A 19818-nucleotide genomic window follows, 5' to 3' on the forward strand; every position below is an offset into this window, starting at 1 on the left:
GTGTCACCCCGCGATCCGGTCGGCGAGCCTGGCCAGCCGGTGCTCCACGCCGCCCACGAACCGCACGAGGTCCTTGGTGGCGCTGGAGAACCGGTGCAGCGGGTACCCGGCGTCCACACCGAGCCCGCCGTGCAGGTGGTGGCAGGCCTCCATCACCGGCGGCGCCTCCTGCGCCAGCCAGTAGGCGGCCACGTCCAGGTCGGCGTCGGCGTCGGCGTCGGCGTCGGCGTCGGCGTCGCGCCCGGCGCCCAGCCGCCAGCACGCCGACCAGGTCGCCAGGTGCAGCGTCCGCACGCCGACGTACACGTCGGCGATCCGCTGGGCCACCGCCTGGAACGTCGCCAGCGGCCGGCCGAACTGCTCGCGCCCGCGCACGTGTCCGGCGGTCAGCGCCAGTGCCCCGGCCACCAGCCCGCCGCCCAGCGCGCACGCCCCGGCCAGCGCCAGCCGCCGCAGGTCGGCGGCGGCCCCGTCGACCCGCTCGGCCGCGACCCCGCGCACGGTCACCGTGCACTCGGGCTCCCCGCCGGAGGTCCCGGTCGCGGTCAGGGTGGCGTCGGCCGGGTCGACCAGGTACACGTGCTCGCCGGCCGGCACCAGCACCCGGTGGGCCCGCTGCGCGTACCGCACGCCGACCAGCGTGCCGCTGACCCGGTCCCCGGACACCGTCACCTCGCCACGGGTGCCGGCGGTCAGCACCCGGTTCCCGGCGACGACCCCGTCCAGCAGCCGCTCGCACTGGTCGCCGGTGCCGTGCCGGGCCAGGGGCAGCACGCCCAGCGCGAGGGTCTCCAGCACCGGCAGCGGCGCGGCGACCCGCCCGGTCTCGGCCAGCAGCACCGCCACCTCGACCGGCCCGAGCCCGTCGCCGCCCAGCCGCTCGGGGACCGCCAGCGCCAGCAGACCCGCCTGGGCCAACGCCTTCCACGCCGACTCCGGGTCGGCCTGGCCGGCCAGCACGTCACCGGCCAGCCGCGCGACCGCCTGCTGCGTGTCGTCGAACCCGAAGTCCATCACGACTCCCTCGGTAGCCCGAGCACCCGCTCGCCGACCAGCGTGAGCAGGACCTGGGTGGTGCCCCCGGCGATGGTCAGGCAGCGGGACAGCAGCAGCTCCCGCAGCCGGTCGCCGGTCTCGCCGGTCACCGCCGCCCCCGCCGGCCCGAGTACCTCGACGCCGAACTCGGCGACGTCCTGGCGTTGGCGGGTGGCCAGCAGTTTGCGCACGCTCGCGCCCGGCCCGGGTTCCCGCCCGTCGACCTGGCGTTCGGTCTCGCGCAGGTCGACCATGCCGACCGCGAGGCCGCTGGCCACCAGCGCGCCGAGCCGTTCCCGGTCGGCGTCCGGTGTGGCCAGCGCGACCAGTTCGTCGACGGTCGAGGTGCCCAGCGCGACCCGTTCGGTGGCCAGGGTCGCCCTGGCCAGCCGCCACCCGCCGCCGATCTCGCCGACGACCCGCTCGTGCGGCACGAACACGCCGTCGAGGAACACCTCGTTGAACCGGGCCTCGCCGGTGATCTCGCGCAGCGGCCGGGTGGTGATCCCCGGCGCGCGCATGTCGACCAGGAAGTAGCTGATGCCGGCGTGTTTGGCGGCGTCCGGGTCGGTGCGGGCCAGGCAGATCGCCCAGTCCGCCTCGCGGGCCTGGGAGGTCCACACCTTCTGCCCGTCGAGCACCCAGCCGCCGTCGGCCGGTCGGGCCCGGGTGCGCAGCGACGCCAGGTCCGAGCCGGCGTCGGGCTCGGAGAACAGCTGACACCAGCGCAGCTCGCCGCGCAGGGTCGGGCGGACGAACCGTTCCCGCTGCTCGGGCGTGCCGTGCGCGAGGATCGTCGGCACCGCCCACGCGCCGACGACCAGGTCCGGGCGCCGGATCCCGGCGGCGGCCAGTTCCTCGTCGATCACCAGCTGGGCTCGTGGTGTGGCGTCCAGGCCGTAGGGCCTCGGCCAGTGCGGTGCCAGGTAGCCGGAGTCCGCCAGCCGCACCCGGGTGTCCTGTTCGGACAGTCCGGCGACTCCGGCGACGAACTCCCGGACCGCGCGCCGGGCCGGCTCGTCCTCGGCGGCCACCCCGGGGGTGCGGCGCTCGCCGGCCAGCGCGCGGGCGGCCACCCGCCGCCGCCACAGCGCCGTGCCGCCGGCCAGCTGGCGGGTGGCCAGGGCGCGCCGCAGGTACAGGTGGGCGTCGTGCTCCCAGGTGAAGCCGATCCCGCCGAGCACCTGGACGCAGTCCTTGGCGTTGGCGACCGAGGCGTCCAGCGCGAGCGCGACGGCGGCCGGCGCGGACAGCGACTCCGGCTCGCGGACCGCGTCCCAGACCAGCGCGGCGGCCCGTTCGACCCGGCAGAGCATCTCCGCGCACAGGTGTTTGACGGCCTGGAACGCGCCGATCGGCCGGCCGAACTGCTCGCGCACGGCGGCGTGGGCGACCGCCGTGTCCAGGCACCAGCGGGCCACCCCGACCGACTCGGCCGCCAGCAGCACCGCCGCCGTCCCGGCCAGCTCCGGCACGGTCCGTACCGGCACGCCGTCGAGGTCCACCGAGGCCAGCGGGCGGGAGAAGTCCAGTGGGGTCAGCGCCTCGACGGTCCGGGGTTCGACCACGGCCCACACCGTCCGGTCGCCGTCGCGGGCGGCCAGCAGCAGGTGGGCGTCGTCGTGGGCGCCGAGCACGGCCTCGGCCCGGCCGCTGATCCGCCCGCCGGTGACCGTGAGCGTGCCGGGTTCGAGCGCGACGCCGGCGCTGGCCCGCCCGGCGACCAGAGCCGGGACGAGGTCCTGGGCGTCGGTGCCGGTCAGGGCCAGCGCGGCGAGCACGGTGGGCAGGACCGGGCCGGGGGCCAGGCTCCACGCGGCCCGTTCGAGCGCGGCGGCGGTGTCGGCCAGGTCGCCGCCGGCTCCGCCCAGGCGTGCCGGCACACCGGGGCCGAGCAGGCCGAGGTCGGCCAGGCCGGGCCAGTGTGTGCGCCAGTCGCCGCCGGCTCCCGGTTCCAGCGCGCGCACCGCGCCCGGCAGTCCGGCGCGGGCGCAGGCCGCCGCCACGGAGTCCCGGAGGGCGTCCTGGATGGCCAGTCGCTCGGTCGTCGCCACGCCGCCGAGTATAGAACGTGTTTCAGTTTTGCGACCAGAACCGCCCGCAACGCCGTGGACACACGTCTGCCACATACCGCCCGAGCCCATCGGATAAACTACAGCTCACAGGCTGGAACACGTTTCGACAGGGGATCCCTACCCATGGCACGACCGCGCACCTCGGGGGCCAACGCGCTCACCGTCCTGACCGACGACGAACTCGGCTCGGCGGCCCAACGCGACCGCCGCAAGCGCATCCTGGACGCCACCATCGCCCTGGCGTCCAAGGGCGGCTTCGAGGCCGTCCAGATGCGAGCCGTCGCCGAGAAGGCCGACGTCGCGCTCGGCACCCTCTACCGCTACTTCCCGTCCAAGATCCACCTGCTGGTCTCCGGACTGGCCCGCGAACTCGAACGCGGCCAGGAACGCTCCGAACGCAGCCCCATCCCCGGCGACACCCCCTACGACCGGCTGCTGGCCGTCCTGGGCCGGATCACCCGCGCCATGCAGCGCGACCCCAACCTCACCGAGGCGATGACCCGCGCGTTCATGTTCGCCGACGCCTCCGCCTCCTCCGAGGTGGACACCGTCGCCGCGCTCATCGAACGGATCTTCACCCGGGCCCTGCATGACGGCGAGCCGACCGACGAGGACCGCGCCATCGCCAGGGTCATCGGCGACGTGTGGCTGTCCAACCTGGTCGCCTGGGTCACCCGGCGCGCCTCGGCCTCCGACGTCGCCACACGACTGGAGCTGACCGTACGGCTACTCATCCAGCACCCCGGCGCCTAGATCACTACCCGGATGGTCGGTGGACGCGGCCGCCACGAACGGGGGACGATGCGTTCGTGGGTACGGAAAAAGCCGCCGAGGACGCCGTCGCGTTCGACCTGATCGGTCGCCGCTACGACGACTCGTTCGTCGAGCGGGACGCACAGCTGACCGAAGGGGCGTGGCTGGTCGACCAGCGCCCCGCCCGAGTCCTCGACCTCGGCTGCGGCAGCGGGCTGCCAACCGCCAAACAACTGCTCGACGCCGGCATCGAGGTCGTCGGCACCGACGAGTCGGCGGTGATGCTCGACCTCGCCCGCGAACAGGCCCCCGGCGGCACCTACCTGCACCGGGACCTGCGCCAGATCGACGACCTCGGCGAGTTCGACGCGGCGGTGGCGTTCTTCTCGCTGCTGATGCTGCCCAAGGCCGACATCCCGCCGCTGCTGCGCCAACTGCGCGGCCAGCTGCGCGGACCCAAGCTGCTGCTGGTGTCGATGGTGCTCGGCGACTTCGACCTGCTGCCGATCAGCTTCCTCGGCGTGCCAACCCGGGTCAGCGCCTACCCGCCCGACGAGCTGCGCGGGGTCCTCACCGACGCCGGGTTCGACCAGTTCGAGCTGCGCGAGGTCAGCGCGGAGGCCGAGCCCAACCGCATCGAGGTCCAGCTCTACCTGCGAGCCCGCGCGTCATAGAACGCGGGGGTTGACCGACGTCACACCCACTCGTGCCGTTGAAGGGCCGTCCGCAGTTTTGCCAGGGCGCGGTGCTGGGTAACGCGGACCGCGGTGGGCGTGAGACCGACGGCGGTCGCGGTCTCCTGGGCGGACAGGCCGACGACCAGCCGCAGACGCAGGATCTCGCGCTGGCGCGGCGGAAGGGTGTCGAGCAGTCCGGCGAGACGGTCTCGCAGGTCGGCGGCCATGATCTGCTGCTCGGGGCTCGCGCTCACGTCCACGCCGTCCGGCACGTCGGCGGCGGGGTCCGACCGGTCCCGCCCCGCCCGCCGGTAGTGGTCGGCGACCTTGTGCGCGGCGATCCCGTACACGAAGGGCAGGAACGACTCCGGTTCGTCGCGGTAGCGGCCCAGCGCGCCGAGCACGGCCACACAGATCTCCTGGGCGACGTCGTCGGCCGAGGAGTACGCCGAGCCGCTGCGCCCGATACGTGAGCGGCAGTACCGCACGATCGCCGGCCGGATCCAGGTGAACAGGGTCGCGATCGCGTCCCGCTCGCCGGCCATGGAGGAGACGACGAGCTCATGGAACGCCGCGCTCTTCAGCCTCGCGAAGATTTCCGTGGCATCGGACGAGATGGCCTGCATGTGAGTGATACTCGTAAATGTGGGCGGATCTCCACCAGGGTCCAAAGGCCCTACGTCGATAGTGCGGTTGCACCGGCACTCACCCCGAAGTCGACCGCGCCCGCGGAGCGACTCGCGCGGATCCGAATTGAATCACCGTGATCGACTATCGAACTCTGGCCGTGTGGCAATGTATCGCAGAGTACGCGTCCGCTCACAACGGTTCCGTCTCGATCTCCACGGTGTGCGGGGCGTGTGTTCAACGGGTGGGGATGAGCGGCGCGTGGCTCGCGTGGGGTAACCCGCCACGGGATCGTCCGCACGCCACCGATCCGGTCGCCGCGCGACTGGCCGACCTGCACGTCCTGCTCGGTCAGGGCCCCGGGACCGACGCCGTCCGCGAGGGTCGACCGATCCCGGTGGCGGACCTGGGTTCGGTGGCCGCACACCGGTCCTGGCCGGTGTTCTCCGCGACCGCCCAGGCGACCGGGGCGCGGGCGGTGGCGGCCTTCCCGTTACGGGTGGGACGGTCGGTTGTCGGACTGTTCGGTCTGTACTCGACCGACCCGGTGGCCCTGTGCGACCTGCGACGACGAGAGGTCGCGGTGTTCGCCGACCTCGCGCTCGGGTTGTTGCTCGACCGGGAACTCCCGCCGCACGAGGACCTGCCGGGCTGGTTCGCGGCCGAGGCGCTGGTCCACCAGGCGAGCGGAATAATCTCCGTACAACTCGGTGTCGATGTCGACGAGGCACTCGACCGATTGCGCGCCCACGCCTTCTCCCGGGGCCGGCCGCTAATGGAAATCGCCGGCGAGGTCGTCCACCGACGGCTACGTTTTGAACAGCTTTCGCAAACCGGCCCGAACGACGCACCTAACTCATAGTGTCGGTCGTAGGCTTATCCCGTGACCAGCACACCAGTGGAAGAGCTGGCTGAAACCTTCGTGGAGCTCTCCGACGCCGTGGCCGTCGAGCCCGATCTCGATCACGTCCTGATCCTGTTGGCCGACCGCTCGGTTCGGCTGCTGACCATCGCCGCGGCCGGGCTGCTGCTGGTGGACCAGGCCGGCGTGCCCCAGGCCAGCGGCGCCTCCGACGACCGGGTCGCGGCCCTGTGCGAGCTCGACGGCCCGCTGCGGGAGTGTTGCCGGGCCGGTGCGCCGGTCGCCGTCGACCTGTCCGCCCCGGCCACCGCGCACCGCTGGCCGGAGTTCACCGCGGCCGCCGTGGCGGTCGGTTTCGCCTCGGTGCACACCCTGCCGCTGCGCCTGCGCGACCAGGTCCTCGGGGCAACGTCGCTGTTCCGCACCGAACCCGTCGGCCCCGACGAACGCACCCTGCGGGTGGCCCAGGCGCTGGCGGACGTGGCGGCCATCGGCCTGTCCCAGGCGCGCTCGCTGCGCCGGCAGACCGATCTGGCCGCGCAGCTCCAGCACGCGCTGACCAGCCGGGTGGTGATCGAACAGGCCAAGGGGATCATCGCCGAACGCCTCGGGATCGGCGTGGACGTCGCGTTCACGGCGCTGCGGCACTACGCGCGCAGCAACAACAACCGCATCGCCGAGCTGTCCGCGTCGGTGGTGGCCGGCGAGTTCGACGTGGCCCTGCTCCGGCGACGCCGACGCTAGGCGGGCCGCAGGCGCACGATCGAGTCCCGCATGTGCGACTCGATCAGGCCGAGCAGCCGTTCCTCGTCGCCGTCGGCGATGGCGTCGACCAGGATGCGGTGCTCGGCCACCAGGTCCTGCGGTCGCGGGTAGTGGTCCTGTAACGCCGCGAGGCACATCCTGGTCTCCACCAACAGGGTCTGGGCCATCCGCTCCAGCCGCGAGTTGCCCGAGCAGGTCACCAGCGCGAGGTGGAAGGCCTGGTCGGCGTCGCTCATCGCGTGCCGGTCACCGGACTCGGCGGCGGTGACCAGCTCGGTCAGCGCCTCGGTCAGGTGCGCGACGGCCTCGCCCCGGTTGCCGTGCATGATCAGCTCGCAGGCCATCCGCTCGATCGCCAGCCGCGCCAGGTAGATGTCGGCGACGTCCTGCTCGTCGAGGTCGATGACGAACAGGCCCCGGTGGCGTTCGCCGCGCAGCAGGCCCTCCTGCACCAGCCGCTGCATCGCCTCGCGCAGCGGCCCCCGGCTGACCTCGAAGCGCGCCGCCAGTTCCGCCTCGGCGAGCTGGGTTCCCGGGGCGAACACCCCGTACATGATCGCTGAACGCAGCTGGTCGGCGATCAGCTCAGCGGTCGACTGCCTGGCAACCGGCTCCAGCTCGCCCAGCTCGCTCATCCCCAGTGATCCTCCGTTCAGGCGAACAAGGTGCCCAGCCCGGGTCGCGGACCGGCGTCGCCGACCAGCCGCAGACCTTCCCACACGCTGACCTGGTTGGCGGTCAGCACGGGCTTTCCCAGACGCTGTTCGAGATCGGCCAGCCAGGCCACCGTGTGCAGTGCGGTGTCGGGCACCAGCACTGCCTGCGCGTCGGCGTGGTCGTTCGCCGCGACGAACTCGATGACGTCCTCGCGGCCCAGGGTACCGACCTCGGCCGCGGTGATGATTCCCTTGCAGGACAACGAGACCACGTCGATATCAGCGGTCGCCAGGAATTCGGCGAACCGGTCGGCCACATCCCGCGGATAGGTCGCCGCGACCGCGACCCGGCGCAGCCCCAGATGCCTGGCCGCGTTGACGAACGCGAACGACGTGCTCGACGCCGGCACCCCGGCCGCGTCCCGCACACCGTCCACTTGGGACTTCGCGCCGTCCCAACCGAACACGAAACTGCCGCTGGTGCACGCCCACACCGCGGCCTGGACCCCCTGTTCGCGCAACGCGCGCGCCCCGTCGGCGAGCACGTCCGCGCCGCCGATGTCGAGCAGCGCGTCCACCCGGTGGGCGTCCTCGCGCATCAGGGTGTGGACCACCGGCAGACTGGCGGCCCGGCCAGAGGCAGCCAGCAGCCGCTCCATGGTCGGGTACTCGTCCTCCGCGCTGTAGCCCGGATAGAGGAAACCGACGACGTGACTCATGAGTGAGACAATCCTACCCGTCAGGCCGCGTGCGTCCGCGTCGTCTCCGCCAACCACTGGCCGGTGGCCATCATCGGGGAGCCGATCGCCGACAGCGCCGACCACATCGTGACCTGGTTCGCGGTCAACACCGGCTTGCCGAGCCACCGCTCCAGCGGGCCGATGATGTCGTAGGTCGGCACATTCGTGCAGCTGATGAACAATCCCTCGGCCTCCGCGACATCCACCGCGGTGACCGCCTGCACGATCTCGGCGTAGCCCACCTTCCAGATGTGGTCCAACAGACCGAGACCCACACTCGAGACGACCTCCACCCGATGCTCGTCGAGGAAGGTCAACAGTCGTTCGGTGACGCTGTCGATGTACGGGGTCACCACCGCGATCCGGCGCAGGTTCAACGCGCGCAGCGCGGCGATCAGCCCACCGGAGGTCGTGGTGGCCATCGGCGCCCCGGCCGAGAGCATGCTGGCCGACAGCGCCTGCTCGCCGACCGCGCCGTCGATGAAGCTGCCCGACGCGCAGGCGTAGGTGACCACCAGCGGCTCCGGCGCCAGCACGTCGGCGGTCGCCCGGCGGACCCGGTCCGGGTCGCTCAGCTCGCTGGCCATCTCGATGGTCACCGGCACCGGCACGAACGGCAGCCGCGTCAGGTAGAGCGAGATGTCGTCGGGCGCCCAGCGCCACAGCTCGCGGTCGAGCGCGAAGTCGAACGGCGCCACCACGCCGACTCCGCGCTGGGTGACCAGTTCCGGGCCGATGATCTCCACGGCCCTGTCTCTCGGGTACATGCCGCCCGCCCGTCAGCCGGCGTCGGAGTGCGAGGGGTGGCGCTGGTAGACCAGACGTTCACCGACACTGCCCGAACGCCAGACGTCGTTGCACGCCTCGGCCATGGCCGGCAGGCCTTCGATGATCGTCGCGTAGACGTTGCCGGGGACCCAGCCGACGTCGCCGTTGAGCAGGATGTTGTTGCGGCCGTAGAAGATGGCCAGGTCGATCACGCCGGGGAGCGCCTCCAGGCCCTTCTCCTCCTTGAACTCCCGGTCGAGCATGCCGCCGTGGAAGTCGAAGAAGACCACGTCACCGGGAATGGGGGTGACCGTCGGGTTCTCCAGGCCGATCGGCTCGTCGATGAACCGCTCGACCATCGTGTACACCTCGTTGCGGGCGTACTTGGCGTGATGGACGGGCCCCGCGTGGGGCAGCGACCGCCACACGGCCTCACACGTGCGCGGCGCGTCCTTGTCGAGCAGCTGTGCCACACAGGAGACGCCGCGGCGCTCCAACGTGATCGTCATCAACCTGGACATCAGCATTCTCCACGGTCATGCAGCACCTGTAGTTCGTTGTCTAGCTCTCCCGCGGGCTGCAGCGACCGCGCCGATTGTTGACAATCATACGAGCGACTTCTAGCGTGTCAATCCCTCGCGGCTCCCCGCGACAGCTTCATTCGAAGAGGGGAGCATCAGGGCATGAGCCCAACACGTTCCGCAACCATCGTGGTCCTGCACGCCGAGTCCGGCGGCACGGGCAAACCCCCCGCGACCGACCAGATCGAGGCGCTGGGCACCGTCCGGTACGTCACCGAGGACGGCCTGACCGACGCTCTTCGTGACGCGGACGTGCTCCTGGCCTGGGACTTCCGCTCCCAGACCGCCTCGGCGGCGATCGAGCGCGCCGAGAACCTGCGCTGGGTCCACGCCGCGAGCGCCGGGGTCAACCACCTGCTCTCCGCTGGCGTTCGGGCGAACGACGTCGTCATCACGAACTCACGCGGAGTGTTCGACGAGCCGATGGCCGAGTACGTCCTGGCGCTCGTGCTGGCCATGGCCAAGGACCTGCCCAGCACCCTTCGACTCCAGCACGAGCGCCGCTGGCACCACCGCGAGAGCGAGACCCTGGGGCGCTCCCGGGCGCTGGTCGCCGGCACCGGCCCGATCGGCCGGGCCATCGGCCGCAAGCTCACCGCCGTCGGCGTGCGGGTCACGGGCCTGGGCCGCACCGCCGTGGACCGCGACCCCGACCTCGGCTCGATCCTGCCGACCGAACGGCTGGCCGAGGCCGCCGCCGACGCCGACCACGTCGTGCTGGCCGCCCCGCTGACCGACACCACCACCGGCATGGTCGACGCCGCCGCGCTGGCCGCGATGAAGCCGACCGCCCGGCTGGTCAACGTCGGCCGGGGCGGGCTCGTGGTGCAGGACGACCTGGTGGCGGCCCTGCGCGCGGGTGAGATCGCCGGTGCCGCGCTGGACGTGTTCGCCGAGGAACCGCTGCCGCCCGACTCACCCCTGTGGACGATGCCGAACGTGATCGTCTCCCCGCACATGTCCGGGGACGTGGTGGGGTGGCGGGAGGAACTGGTAGCACTGTTCGTGGACAACCTCACCAGGTATCTGGACGGCCGCCCGCTGCGCAACGTGGTCGACAAGCAGCACGGCTACGTCCGGGAAGGAGCACGATGACCGGCACGTCGGAGCTGTCCGCGACCGAGCTGATGGAGCGGTACCGCGCCGGCACGCTCTCCCCGGTCGAGGTCGCGCGGGACGCGCTGGACCGCATCGAGCGCGTCGACGGCGCGGTGAACGCCTACTGCCTGGTGGACCGGGAGGCGACGCTGGCCATGGCCGCCGCCGCGCAGGCCCGCTACCGCGACGGCGAGGCGCACGGCCTGCTCGACGGTGTCCCGGTGTCGGTCAAGGACATCCTGCTCACCAGGGGCTGGCCGACGCTGCGTGGCTCGCGGACCGTCGACCCCGACCAGTCGTGGGACGCCGACGCGCCGGCCGTGGCCCGGCTGCGCGAGCACGGTGCCGTCCTGGTCGGCAAGACGACCACGCCCGAGCTGGGCTGGAAGGGCGTGACCGACAGCCCGCTCACCGGCGTCACCCGCAACCCGTGGGACACCGACCGCACGGCCGGCGGGTCCAGCGGCGGCGCGGCGGCCGCGGTGGCCACCGGCACCAGCCCGATCTCCATCGGCACCGACGGCGGCGGCTCGGTGCGCATCCCGGCGTCGTTCAGCGGCGTGTTCGGCATCAAGCCGACCTATGGCCTGGTCCCGCTGTTCCCGGCGAGCCCCTACGGCACGCTCGCGCACGTCGGGCCGCTGTCGTGGACGGTCGAGGACAGCGCGCTGGCCCTGGACGTGCTGTCCGGCCAGGACAACCGCGACTGGACCGCCGGCCAGCGCCAGGAGCGCTCGGTGACCTCGACGCTGCGGGCCGGGGTGGCCGGCATGCGGATCGCGTTCAGCCCGACGCTGGGCTTCGCCTCGGTCGACCCGGAGGTGGCGTCGATCGTGGCGTCGGCGGCCCGGTCGTTCACCGAGCTCGGCGCGCGGGTGGAGCTGGCCGACCCGAAGTTCGACGACCCGGTGGAGGCGTTCCACGTGCTGTGGTTCGCCGGGGCGGCGGCGTCGGTGGCGGGGCTGTCGGCGGAGCGGCTGGCGATGCTCGACCCCGGCCTGCGGGAGGTCTGCGAGCAGGGGGCGCGGTACTCGGCGCTGGACTACGTGGCCGCGACGGCGGTGCGCGCGGAGGTCGGCCGGATCATGGGCGAGTTCCACGACCACTACGACCTGCTGGTGACCCCGACGATGCCGATCGCCGCGTTCGAGGCGGGCGTCGAGGTGCCGGCGGGGTCGGCGGCGCACCGGTGGACGGAGTGGACGCCGTTCACCTATCCGTTCAACATGACCCAGCAGCCGGCGGCGAGCGTGCCGTGTGGGTTCACCTCGGCGGGGCTGCCGGTCGGGCTGCAGATCGTCGGGCCCAAGCACGCCGACGCGCGGGTGCTGACGGCCTGTCACGCGTTCGAGCAGGCGCACCCGTGGCAGTCGACGCGGCCGGGCGTCGCCAGCGGCTGAGCCGTGGCCTACTCTAGGGTAGCTCCGTAACTACTCCCGAGTAGGTTGAGGTGATGCACGGTGTCAGGTGAGGGCCTTGGCGCCAGACCACACCGGCAGGGCGCCCTGGGCGTGACGATGTCGGTACTCAACCGGGTCGCCGGGTCGCGGCTGGTGGCCAGACTCGGCGTGAAGGCGCCGGTGGACCGCGCGCTGTACCAGGTGACGAGAACGGGGTTCACCGCGGTGAACCGCACGTTCGCCGCGACGCGGACACTGTCGGCGCCCCGGCGCCTGCCGGCGGCACCCGAGCGGGCCGTGTTCGACCTGACGCCGACCGAGGAGCAGGCGATGATCGCGGACACGGTCCGCGAGTTCGCCGCCGAGCGGCTGCGCCCGTCGGCGTCCGAGGCCGACGAGAAGTGCGCCGCTCCCCCGGAGCTGCTGGCCACGGCGGCGGCGCTGGGCGTGACCCTGATCGGCGTCCCGGAGGACCTGGGCGGCGTGGCCACCGAACGCTCCACGGTGACCAACGTGCTGGTCGCGGAGGCCCTGGCCCACGGCGACCTGGGTCTGGCGGTGGCGTGCCTTGCCCCGGCGGCGGTGTCCAACGCCCTGGTCCTGTGGGGCGACCAGACCCAGCAGGCGACCTACCTGCCGTCGTTCACCGGTGAGGACGTGCCGGCGGCGGCGTTGGCGGTGCAGGAGGCAAGGCCGCTGTTCGACCCGTTCGCCCTGCGCACCACGGCCCACCGCACGACCGGCGGTTTCGTGCTGTCGGGCGAGAAGTCGATGGTGCCGCTCGCGTCGTCGGCGGAGCTGTTCGTGGTGGCGGCGGAGCTGGCGGGGCGTGGCCCGGCGCTGTTCCTCGTCGAGTCGTCCAGCCAGGGCCTGTCGGTGGATCCGGAGCCGGCGATGGGGTTACGCGCCGCCGCCACCGGCCGTCTCACCCTGTCGAAGGTGGCGGTTCCGGCGACGGCGCTGTTGGGTGACAGCGCCGCGTACGCCGACTGTGTCCGCCTGTCCAGGCTGGGTTGGTGCGCGTTGGCCGTCGGCACCGGCGCGGCGGTCCTGGCGTATGTCACGGACTACGTCAACACCCGGGAGGCGTTCGGCGAGCCGGTGTCCCACCGGCAGGGCGTGGCGTTCCGGGTGGCCGACATCGGCACCGAGCTGGACGGCATGCGCCTGGCGACCTACCGCGCGGCGTCCCGGGCGGAGCAGGGAAAACCGTTCGCCCGCGAGGCGGCGCTGGCCAGAACCCTGTGCGCCACCAAGGGAATGACCATCGGCAGCGACGGCGTCCAGCTGCTGGGCGGTCACGGGTACGTCAAGGAACATCCGGTCGAGCGCTGGTACCGGGACCTGAGGGCGGTCGGTGTGATGGAAGGCGCGGTGCTGGTGTGATCAACCTGGAGATCTCCCCGAAGCTGGCCACCCTGGTGGACCAGGCCCGGCAGGCAGCCCTGGCGTTCCTGCGCCCGAACTCCCGCAAGTACGACCAGGCCGAGCACACCTACCCGACGGAACTGGACACCCTGGCGTCGTTGCTCGACGGCCTCAGCGCGTCGGGCGGCGGCGCCGGAGCCGCCGGCGTCCGCAAGGCGAAGAAGACGTCGAAGGGCGTGGTCAACGGCGCCAACATGTCCCTGGCCGTCGGCACCATGGAGATGTGCTGGGGCGACGCCGGCCTGCTCCTGGCGATGCCGAGGCAGGGCCTGGGCAACGCCGCCATAGCGTCGGTCGGCAACGACGACCAGGTGGCCCGCTACAAGGGCAAGTGGGCGGCGATGGCCATCACCGAGCCGGACACGGGTTCGGACTCCGGCGCCATCCGAACGACGGCGGTCCGCGACGGCGACGACTACGTCCTCAACGGCGAGAAGATCTTCGTCACCTCCGGAGAACGCGCCGACTGCGTGGTCGTGTGGGCCACCCTGGACCGCACCAAGGGAAAAGCCGCCATCAAGTCGTTCGTGGTCGACCGCGACACGCCGGGTTTCGAACTGGTCCGCCTGGAACACAAACTCGGCATCAGAGCCTCCGACACGGCGCACTTCCGCCTGACCAACGCCCGAGTCCCCGCCAGGAACCTCCTGGGCACCCCCGACATCCTCCCCGACCAGGGCTTCGCCGGCGTGATGCAGACGTTCGACAACACGCGGCCCCTGGTGGCCGCCATGGCCGTCGGAATCACGAGGGCAGCCCTCGAAAAAACCCGAGAACTCCTCACCGAAGCCGGCATCACCATCGACTACGACCGTCCGCCCCACACCCAGCCAGCCGCGGCCGCCGCCTTCCTCACCATGGAAGCCGACTACGAATCGGCCTACCTGCTGACCCTCCAGGCCGCCTGGATGGCCGACAACGGAAAACCGAACTCCCTCCAGGCCTCCTACGCCAAGGCCAAAGCCGGCCGCAGCGCCACCGACATCACCCTCCGCTGCGTGGAACTCTGCGGCACCGTCGGCTACAACGAACAATCCCTCCTCGAAAAATGGTCCCGCGACGCGAAAATCATGGACATTTTTGAGGGCACCCAACAGATCCAACAACTCATCATCGCCCGCCGGCTACTCGGGAAGACCTCCGCAGAGCTTAAGTGACCTGCGACAACAGACCCGGTCATCGTCATCAACATCGGACCTGATGACCGGGTCCGCCACGTTCTTGTCGATCTCCATCGGCCGGATCTCCAAGATCAGGCCGCCTCCAGGTCGTGAGAGGGTGGGGACGACCGAGAATCAGGGAGAACTGTTGGACGACGTCGAGGCAGGTCAGCGGCTCCCAAGACCGAGCGACAGGCCGGTGACGACCCTGCGCGAGACGATGGGCATTGTCGTGGGTGTTCGAGAGGTCATCGCCCACCGTGGTTCGGCGGAACTCGGATGAGCGCCGTCATCGTTGTCAGCGGGCCGCCCGGGGCGGGTAAGTCCACGACCGCGCGGGCGCTGGCGCGGACGTTCCCCCGGGGCGTGCACCTGCACACCGATGACTTCTGGCACAACATCGTGTCCGGGGCGATCCCGCCCTACCTCCCCGAGTCGAACGACCAGAACCAGACCGTCCTCGGGGTGATCGCCGTTGCGGCCTTCCGCTACGCCGAGGGCGGTTACACGGTGGTGGTCGACGGGGTCGTCGGCCCGTGGATGCTGGGCCATTTCCGTACTGGGCCGCCGGTTCACTACCTGGTGCTGCGGCCCGACCGCCAGGAGACGCTGCGGCGGGCGCAGGCGCGTACCGGGTCGGACGCGTTGGTGGACGAAGGGCCGGTTCTGTCGCTCTGGGACCAGTTCGCGGACCTGGGCGACCTGGAACGCCACGTGATCGACACCAGCCGGCACTCGCCGGCCGACACGCTGCGGGCCGTCGCGGACGCGGTGGCCGGTGGGGACTTCCTGCTGTGAGTCTCAGCGTTTCAGTTCGCGGATGACCCGTGCCGGGTTGCCGGCGGCGAGGACCCCGGGCGGGAGGTCGCGGGTGACGACGCTGCCGGCGCCGACGACCGTGTTGTCGCCGACCGTGACGCCGGGGCAGACGATGACGCCGCCGCCGAACCAGACGTTGTCGCCGATGGTGATGGGTTCGGCGCGTTCCCAGCGTTGGCGGCGCAACTCGTGGTCGTCGAGCGGGTGCAGGGCGGTGAGGAGTTGGGCCCGCGGCCCGATCGACACGTCGTCGCCGATGGTGATCGGGGCGCAGTCCATCAGGATCGCGTCGTAGTTGAGGAAACTGTTGTCGCCCAGGCGGATCAGGTACCCGTAGTCGCACTGGAAGCGGGGCATGATCCAGGACGACGGGCCGATCCCGCCGAGCAGGTCGCGCAGGATCGGCTGGCGGTCCTCGGCGTCCGCCCGGTTGAACCGGTCCAGGAGTGACTGGCACCGTTGACGTTCGGCCACCAGCACCGGGTCGCTGTCCTGGTACCACTCGCCGCGCAGCATGCGGGTGCGCTGGTCGTTCACGGGCGCCGGCGGGACGCGAGCAGTTCGTAGCAGCTACCGAAGACGGTCATGGCGAGCATGCCGTGCTGCACGGTCCGCAGCCGGCGTTCGGCGTCGGGCTGGTCGGTGGTGCGCCAGCCGCGGAACAGCAGCGCGGCGCCGGCCAGGTTCGTCGCGGCCCAGACCAGGTTGGTGCGTGGGGACGACCCCGGGCCGCCGAGAGGCGTGAGCAAGCGTTTGCCGGCCAGGCCCATGACGGTGTGCGGGATCGTGTTGACGAGCAGAACCCCTGTCAGGAAGTCACGTTTCATCGCGGGCCACCTATATGAACGGTGTACATTAAGGGCGACACGACACTATATGAACGGTGGTCATATGACAAGGCGGGGCGCCCCACCGGCCGGAGAACGGCTGACCAGGGACACCGTGGTCGCCAGGGCGAGCGACCTCATCGAGCGCGACGGCGGCGACACCTTCAGCCTGCGTGCCCTCGCGAAGGACCTGAACGTCCAGCCGGCCGCCCTCTACAACCACGTCACCGGCCTCGCCGACCTCCTCGACGCCGTCGCGGGCCGCTTCGTCGCCGACCTCGACCTCCACCTCACCGAGCCCGACACCCACTGGGCCGACTGGCTCAGGACCGTCGCCTCGACGCTCTACCAGCGGATGTCGGCCCAACCGGAGCTGACCGGGCTGGTCCTCGCCAGGGCACCGCGGACCGCCGCCGGCCCCGCGCTCCTGCACGGCGTCATCGACCGGCTCGAAGCCGGCGGGCTGACCCGCGCGGTCGCCCATCTCGCCTGGCACGCCGTCCTGACCACGGTCGTCGGCTCCCTGTCACAGGAACGCGCCAGGAACCGCCACCGGACCGACACGTTCGACGCCGTCCTCGCCGTCGTCATCACCGGCCTCACCGGCGCGTCCACCCGGGACGACGACCAGGTCACCCGGCTGCTCGTGGATCACGGTTGCTGACCACGACCGGCCCGGTGCTTCGCGACGTTGCGAATCTTCCTGGTGCTGCCGTGCTCGGTGAGCACCGGCAGCGAGGTCGACTCGTCGGCGAGAAGGCGTTGCATCCAGTCCGTGACGTCCCCCAGATCCGCCGGGACCGGCGTTCGACCGTCCTTGATGGACAGCCAGAACACCCGGTCCCGGACGCGGCGCCGGAGGAACTCGCGGTTGCCCTCCGACCGGAGTTCGTCCAGGACCGGCTGTAGTTCGGCCGCCCACCGCCGGAACCACGCGGCATCGGTCGCCCCGGTCGCGATCCTGTCGACGAGATCGACCACCGCCGTCCTGGACACCGATTCGACGGGGTCACGCAGGATCGTGGCCACGACCACGCGGTCGTCCTCGCGGCTCGCCGCATCGGCGGTCGCCTCGACGACGCGCCGGTACACGGCGGACCGCACGTGCTCGTCCGCCACGGCATCGTCGACGTTCACGTCGTCGACACCGACCCGCGCGACCAACCCGATCAGGTCCGTACGCAGCGTCGTTGGCTCAGTCGTTGGCTCAGTCGTTGGCTCAGTCGTTGGCTCAGTCGTTGGCTCAGTCATTGGCTCATCACCCGTCACAGGGCCGGTTCCTGGCCGCCGCACGCCGTTCCCGTTCCTCCCGCTCGGCTCGCACCTGCGCCTGGTTTCGCCTGCCGAGCCCGCGGACCGCGCTCCTGATCTCGGACCTGAACTGTTCCACGGCCTGCCGCTGCGCGCGCGACAGCTCCGGTTGGCCATCGATGGGATGGTCCGATCCTGACCTCACGAGGGGGACCACCGCCGGTGACGTGCGCGTGTGCCGGCCGGTCTTCGTGGCCCGACGAGGCCGGTTCCGCGCAAGCCACGACCCGCTGTCGTGCCCGGGACGGCCTTGGGGCGTCAGGGTTTCCCGGCGTCGTGGCCGGGCGGCCGGAAGGGCCAGCCTCGGCCGACCGAGTCACGGCAGGTGGCGGGGGTGTCGCCGGCGTCGACGAACAGGGCGACGAGCATGGGGGCGCCGAGGGCCAGGGTGTCGTGGGGCAGCGGGCCGGTGGCGACCAGGGAGACCAGTCCGTGGCCGATGGCCCAGCACTGGGTGGCCAGGGACCGGGCGTCGGCGCCCGGGGCGAAGCGGTCGGCCTGTTGGGCGCGCTCGATGGTGGTGACCAGGATGTGCAGGGTGTCGTCGGCGGCCGTGGGGTTCTCCAGGTCGACGGTGGCGTCGAACATGACGCGGTAGAGGTCGGGGTTGGCCAGGGCGTTGGTCACGTACGCGGCGCCCAACGCCGTGAGGTCACGAACGGGGTCCTTCGTACGGGTGACGGTCCCGAGTTCGGCGGCCAGTCGGGTGAAGCCCTCCTGGCGCACGGCCTGCCACAGGCCCTCCATGCCGCCGAAGTAGGTGTAGACGGCCATGGTCGACAGGCCGGTGTCCCGGACGACCGAGCGCAGGGTCACCGGCTCGCGGGCGCGCAGCATCTGGGCGGCGCGTTCGATCAGCCGGGTGCGGACCGCCGGGTTCTTCGTCCTGACCACCTGTGCCACAATACATGGCAACGCTATGTTTAGGAGGATGCGATGGCCGTGGAACTGGTCAACCCCGACGGGCTGCCGAAGCCGGACGTCTACCGGCAGCTGTCGATCGCCACCGGGTCGAGGCTGGTGTTCCTCGCCGGCCAGGTCGCGCGGGACGGCGACGGGAACCCGGTGGGCGCCGGTGACCTGGCGGCGCAGGTCGAGCAGGCCTACCTCAACATCGGCACGGCCATGGCCGCGGTCGGCGGCTCGTTCGACGACGTCGCGAAGCTGACCGTCTACGTCGTGGACTGGACACCCGACAAGATGCCGCTGCTCGGCGAGGGCATCGGCCGCGCGGCCACGGCGCTGGGCTGCGACCCCGTCAAGCCCATCACCCTGTTGGGTGTCGCCGCACTGGGTGAGCCGGATCTACTCGTTGAGGTCGAGGCCACCGCTGTCCTGGACTGAGTCCCAGGTCAACGGATCCAGGTGGAGGTAGAACCGCTGCCGCTCGGTGTCCAGCGTGACGCCGTACCCGTCCGCGAAGACCGCGTCCGCGGCGACCGCCTGGCTCTCGTCCCCCCAGATCTCCCGCGCGTTGGCCAGCAGCAGCGCGATGTCGGCATACCGATCCGCCCGCCCCAGCCGACCGAGATCGATGAACCCGGCGACGGTGACCGTGTCCGGATCGAGAACGATGTTGGGCAGACACAGGTCGCCGTGGCACACGACGCTGTCAGCGGCCTCCTCCGCCACGCGCTGACCGACCTGCGGCGCCAGCCGCCCGAGCAGTTCGGCCGGCGAGGTCCGCTGCTGGTCCACCGGCAGGAACTCCGGATCGACGGCTCCCCGGGCGACGACGTCCTCGGCGATCGCGAACATCTCCGTCAGATCACGGCTGAACGGGCAGTCCTCGACCGGCAACGAGTGCAACTGGCGCACGGCCTCGGTAATCGCCGGCCACGCCCGCCACAGCGTCTCGGCCGGCAACGCCTCGGCCGACACCCCCCGCACAGCACTGGTCACCACACACGCACCGTCGTCGCCGGCGATCCACTCCAGCACCGACGGCCCCGGCACGCCGGCGTCGCTGAGCCACTGGATCCGATCCCGCTCCCGCGCCAGCGGATCGGCCTGGGCGCACTTGGCATAGCGCGAACCGTCGACGCTGCGAAACACCCGAGCACCGGACTCGCCGCTCGTGACCGGCACCCACTCACCGGGAGCACACCGCGCCAGCAACGACTCAGGTGACACACCCATGGACGCACCCTCCACTCGACACCGGACAAACCGTACCCATCACCACCAGCCGCTGGACGCGGCCACCGCGCCCGCGACCGGCGCGGCGGCACCAGGG

General features: G+C 71.6%; 24 protein-coding genes. 12 read left to right on the plus strand and 12 right to left on the minus strand.

Annotated elements, in window-relative coordinates; genetic code table 11:
• Positions 1–3 precede the first annotated feature (3 nt).
• Positions 4–1014 carry an acyl-CoA dehydrogenase family protein gene (locus BLA60_RS31390; protein WP_075136654.1) on the minus strand — a complete coding sequence of 337 codons (1011 nt, stop codon included), beginning with the start codon at positions 1012–1014 and terminating at the stop codon, positions 4–6.
• The gene (locus tag BLA60_RS31395) at positions 1014–3089 is read right to left on the minus strand and encodes an acyl-CoA dehydrogenase family protein (protein WP_075136655.1); all 2076 of its coding nucleotides are present in this window, start codon (positions 3087–3089) and stop codon (positions 1014–1016) included. The genes BLA60_RS31390 and BLA60_RS31395 overlap by 1 nt, the downstream gene beginning before the upstream one ends.
• A gap of 144 nt (positions 3090–3233) precedes the next feature.
• On the opposite strand from BLA60_RS31395, the gene kstR reads away from it, so the two are divergent.
• Positions 3234–3863, plus strand: coding sequence for a cholesterol catabolism transcriptional regulator KstR (kstR, locus tag BLA60_RS31400; RefSeq protein ID WP_075136656.1), 630 nt, complete (start codon positions 3234–3236; stop codon positions 3861–3863).
• Positions 3864–3919: 56 nt separating this feature from the next.
• The gene (locus BLA60_RS31405; RefSeq protein WP_075136657.1) at positions 3920–4537 is read left to right on the plus strand and encodes a class I SAM-dependent DNA methyltransferase; all 618 of its coding nucleotides are present in this window, start codon (positions 3920–3922) and stop codon (positions 4535–4537) included.
• 20 nt (positions 4538–4557) lie between these two features.
• Here BLA60_RS31405 and shbA read toward each other — a convergent pair whose 3' ends face one another.
• Positions 4558–5085, minus strand: coding sequence for an RNA polymerase sigma factor ShbA (gene shbA, locus BLA60_RS31410; RefSeq protein ID WP_245812268.1), 528 nt, complete (start codon positions 5083–5085; stop codon positions 4558–4560).
• Positions 5086–5303: 218 nt separating this feature from the next.
• Between shbA and BLA60_RS31415 the strand changes: the two genes are divergently transcribed.
• Positions 5304–6029, plus strand: a complete 726-nt coding sequence (locus BLA60_RS31415) for a GAF and ANTAR domain-containing protein (RefSeq protein WP_154814756.1) — start codon at positions 5304–5306, stop codon at positions 6027–6029.
• 21 nt (positions 6030–6050) lie between these two features.
• Positions 6051–6773 (plus strand): GAF and ANTAR domain-containing protein, encoded by a 723-nt coding sequence (locus BLA60_RS31420; protein ID WP_245812260.1) that lies wholly within the window; start codon positions 6051–6053, stop codon positions 6771–6773.
• On the opposite strand, the gene BLA60_RS31425 is transcribed toward BLA60_RS31420, so the two are convergent.
• From BLA60_RS31425 to BLA60_RS31440, 4 genes are read right to left on the minus strand one after another with little or no spacing between them, the layout of a single operon-like run.
• The gene (locus tag BLA60_RS31425) at positions 6770–7429 is read right to left on the minus strand and encodes a GntR family transcriptional regulator (protein WP_075136661.1); all 660 of its coding nucleotides are present in this window, start codon (positions 7427–7429) and stop codon (positions 6770–6772) included. The genes BLA60_RS31420 and BLA60_RS31425 overlap by 4 nt on opposite strands.
• A 17-nt stretch (positions 7430–7446) precedes the next feature.
• Positions 7447–8169 carry a maleate cis-trans isomerase family protein gene (locus tag BLA60_RS31430; protein WP_075136662.1) on the minus strand — a complete coding sequence of 241 codons (723 nt, stop codon included), beginning with the start codon at positions 8167–8169 and terminating at the stop codon, positions 7447–7449.
• 20 nt (positions 8170–8189) lie between these two features.
• Positions 8190–8957, minus strand: coding sequence for a maleate cis-trans isomerase family protein (locus BLA60_RS31435; protein WP_075136663.1), 768 nt, complete (start codon positions 8955–8957; stop codon positions 8190–8192).
• 12 nt (positions 8958–8969) lie between these two features.
• Positions 8970–9479: a DUF3830 family protein gene (locus BLA60_RS31440; protein ID WP_075136758.1), complete on the minus strand. Its 510-nt coding sequence runs from the start codon at positions 9477–9479 to the stop codon at positions 8970–8972.
• A 162-nt stretch (positions 9480–9641) separates the two neighbouring features.
• Here BLA60_RS31440 and BLA60_RS31445 point away from each other — a divergent pair, with 162 nt between their 5' ends.
• The 6 genes from BLA60_RS31445 to BLA60_RS31470 all read left to right on the plus strand — a co-directional run bounded on the left by BLA60_RS31445 (position 9642) and on the right by BLA60_RS31470 (position 15423).
• Positions 9642–10634 carry a D-2-hydroxyacid dehydrogenase gene (locus BLA60_RS31445; RefSeq protein WP_075136664.1) on the plus strand — a complete coding sequence of 331 codons (993 nt, stop codon included), beginning with the start codon at positions 9642–9644 and terminating at the stop codon, positions 10632–10634.
• Positions 10631–12037, plus strand: a complete 1407-nt coding sequence (locus BLA60_RS31450) for an amidase (RefSeq protein ID WP_075136665.1) — start codon at positions 10631–10633, stop codon at positions 12035–12037. Before BLA60_RS31445 ends, BLA60_RS31450 begins: the two co-directional genes overlap by 4 nt.
• Positions 12038–12142: 105 nt before the next feature.
• Entirely contained in the window at positions 12143–13423 is a 1281-nt protein-coding gene (locus tag BLA60_RS31455) for an acyl-CoA dehydrogenase family protein (RefSeq protein ID WP_075136759.1), read from the plus strand.
• A complete protein-coding gene (locus BLA60_RS31460) occupies positions 13420–14622 on the plus strand; it encodes an acyl-CoA dehydrogenase family protein (RefSeq protein WP_075136666.1) in 1203 nt (400 codons plus the stop codon). Before BLA60_RS31455 ends, BLA60_RS31460 begins: the two co-directional genes overlap by 4 nt.
• 43 nt (positions 14623–14665) lie before the next feature.
• Positions 14666–14908, plus strand: coding sequence for a hypothetical protein (locus BLA60_RS31465; RefSeq protein ID WP_075136667.1), 243 nt, complete (start codon positions 14666–14668; stop codon positions 14906–14908).
• A complete protein-coding gene (locus BLA60_RS31470; protein ID WP_075136668.1) occupies positions 14905–15423 on the plus strand; it encodes an AAA family ATPase in 519 nt (172 codons plus the stop codon). The genes BLA60_RS31465 and BLA60_RS31470 overlap by 4 nt, the downstream gene beginning before the upstream one ends.
• Before the next feature lie 3 nt (positions 15424–15426).
• Here BLA60_RS31470 and BLA60_RS31475 read toward each other — a convergent pair whose 3' ends face one another.
• Positions 15427–15960 carry a sugar O-acetyltransferase gene (locus BLA60_RS31475; protein ID WP_211288916.1) on the minus strand — a complete coding sequence of 178 codons (534 nt, stop codon included), beginning with the start codon at positions 15958–15960 and terminating at the stop codon, positions 15427–15429.
• Positions 15961–15977: 17 nt separating this feature from the next.
• A complete protein-coding gene (locus BLA60_RS44355; RefSeq protein WP_075136670.1) occupies positions 15978–16271 on the minus strand; it encodes a hypothetical protein in 294 nt (97 codons plus the stop codon).
• A gap of 64 nt (positions 16272–16335) precedes the next feature.
• On the opposite strand from BLA60_RS44355, the gene BLA60_RS43805 reads away from it, so the two are divergent.
• The gene (locus BLA60_RS43805) at positions 16336–16935 is read left to right on the plus strand and encodes a TetR/AcrR family transcriptional regulator (protein WP_162293040.1); all 600 of its coding nucleotides are present in this window, start codon (positions 16336–16338) and stop codon (positions 16933–16935) included.
• On the opposite strand, the gene BLA60_RS31490 is transcribed toward BLA60_RS43805, so the two are convergent.
• Positions 16923–17408, minus strand: coding sequence for a hypothetical protein (locus BLA60_RS31490; RefSeq protein WP_245812262.1), 486 nt, complete (start codon positions 17406–17408; stop codon positions 16923–16925). The two genes, BLA60_RS43805 and BLA60_RS31490, sit on opposite strands and share 13 nt — an antisense overlap.
• Positions 17409–17840: 432 nt before the next feature.
• Positions 17841–18476, minus strand: a complete 636-nt coding sequence (locus tag BLA60_RS31495; protein WP_075136672.1) for a TetR/AcrR family transcriptional regulator — start codon at positions 18474–18476, stop codon at positions 17841–17843.
• Positions 18477–18518: 42 nt separating this feature from the next.
• On the opposite strand from BLA60_RS31495, the gene BLA60_RS31500 reads away from it, so the two are divergent.
• Positions 18519–18926: a RidA family protein gene (locus BLA60_RS31500; RefSeq protein WP_075136673.1), complete on the plus strand. Its 408-nt coding sequence runs from the start codon at positions 18519–18521 to the stop codon at positions 18924–18926.
• Here BLA60_RS31500 and BLA60_RS31505 read toward each other — a convergent pair.
• Positions 18888–19721 (minus strand): APH(3'') family aminoglycoside O-phosphotransferase, encoded by an 834-nt coding sequence (locus BLA60_RS31505; RefSeq protein ID WP_075136674.1) that lies wholly within the window; start codon positions 19719–19721, stop codon positions 18888–18890. The genes BLA60_RS31500 and BLA60_RS31505 overlap by 39 nt on opposite strands.
• Positions 19722–19818 lie beyond the last annotated feature (97 nt).

The sequence above is a fragment of the Actinophytocola xinjiangensis genome (assembly GCF_001921215.1).
GTDB classification, from domain to species: domain Bacteria; phylum Actinomycetota; class Actinomycetes; order Mycobacteriales; family Pseudonocardiaceae; genus Actinophytocola; species Actinophytocola xinjiangensis.

Bases quoted from the DNA above. Each gene is read 5' to 3' on its own strand.
- BLA60_RS31430 (WP_075136662.1), bottom strand. From the start codon at position 8,169: ATGAGTCACGTCGTCGGTTTCCTCTATCCGGGCTACAGCGCGGAGGAC.
- BLA60_RS43805 (WP_162293040.1), top strand. From the start codon at position 16,336: ATGACAAGGCGGGGCGCCCCACCGGCCGGAGAACGGCTGACCAGGGAC.
- BLA60_RS31500 (WP_075136673.1), top strand. From the start codon at position 18,519: ATGGCCGTGGAACTGGTCAACCCCGACGGGCTGCCGAAGCCGGACGTC.
- shbA (WP_245812268.1), bottom strand. From the start codon at position 5,085: ATGGCCGGCGAGCGGGACGCGATCGCGACCCTGTTCACCTGGATCCGG.
- BLA60_RS31465 (WP_075136667.1), top strand. From the start codon at position 14,666: ATGACCGGGTCCGCCACGTTCTTGTCGATCTCCATCGGCCGGATCTCC.
- BLA60_RS31475 (WP_211288916.1), bottom strand. From the start codon at position 15,960: ATGCTGCGCGGCGAGTGGTACCAGGACAGCGACCCGGTGCTGGTGGCC.
- BLA60_RS31450 (WP_075136665.1), top strand. From the start codon at position 10,631: ATGACCGGCACGTCGGAGCTGTCCGCGACCGAGCTGATGGAGCGGTAC.
- BLA60_RS31425 (WP_075136661.1), bottom strand. From the start codon at position 7,429: ATGAGCGAGCTGGGCGAGCTGGAGCCGGTTGCCAGGCAGTCGACCGCT.
- BLA60_RS31470 (WP_075136668.1), top strand. From the start codon at position 14,905: ATGAGCGCCGTCATCGTTGTCAGCGGGCCGCCCGGGGCGGGTAAGTCC.
- kstR (WP_075136656.1), top strand. From the start codon at position 3,234: ATGGCACGACCGCGCACCTCGGGGGCCAACGCGCTCACCGTCCTGACC.
- BLA60_RS44355 (WP_075136670.1), bottom strand. From the start codon at position 16,271: ATGAAACGTGACTTCCTGACAGGGGTTCTGCTCGTCAACACGATCCCG.
- BLA60_RS31440 (WP_075136758.1), bottom strand. From the start codon at position 9,479: ATGTCCAGGTTGATGACGATCACGTTGGAGCGCCGCGGCGTCTCCTGT.
- BLA60_RS31445 (WP_075136664.1), top strand. From the start codon at position 9,642: ATGAGCCCAACACGTTCCGCAACCATCGTGGTCCTGCACGCCGAGTCC.
- BLA60_RS31435 (WP_075136663.1), bottom strand. From the start codon at position 8,957: ATGTACCCGAGAGACAGGGCCGTGGAGATCATCGGCCCGGAACTGGTC.
- BLA60_RS31390 (WP_075136654.1), bottom strand. From the start codon at position 1,014: ATGGACTTCGGGTTCGACGACACGCAGCAGGCGGTCGCGCGGCTGGCC.
- BLA60_RS31505 (WP_075136674.1), bottom strand. From the start codon at position 19,721: ATGGGTGTGTCACCTGAGTCGTTGCTGGCGCGGTGTGCTCCCGGTGAG.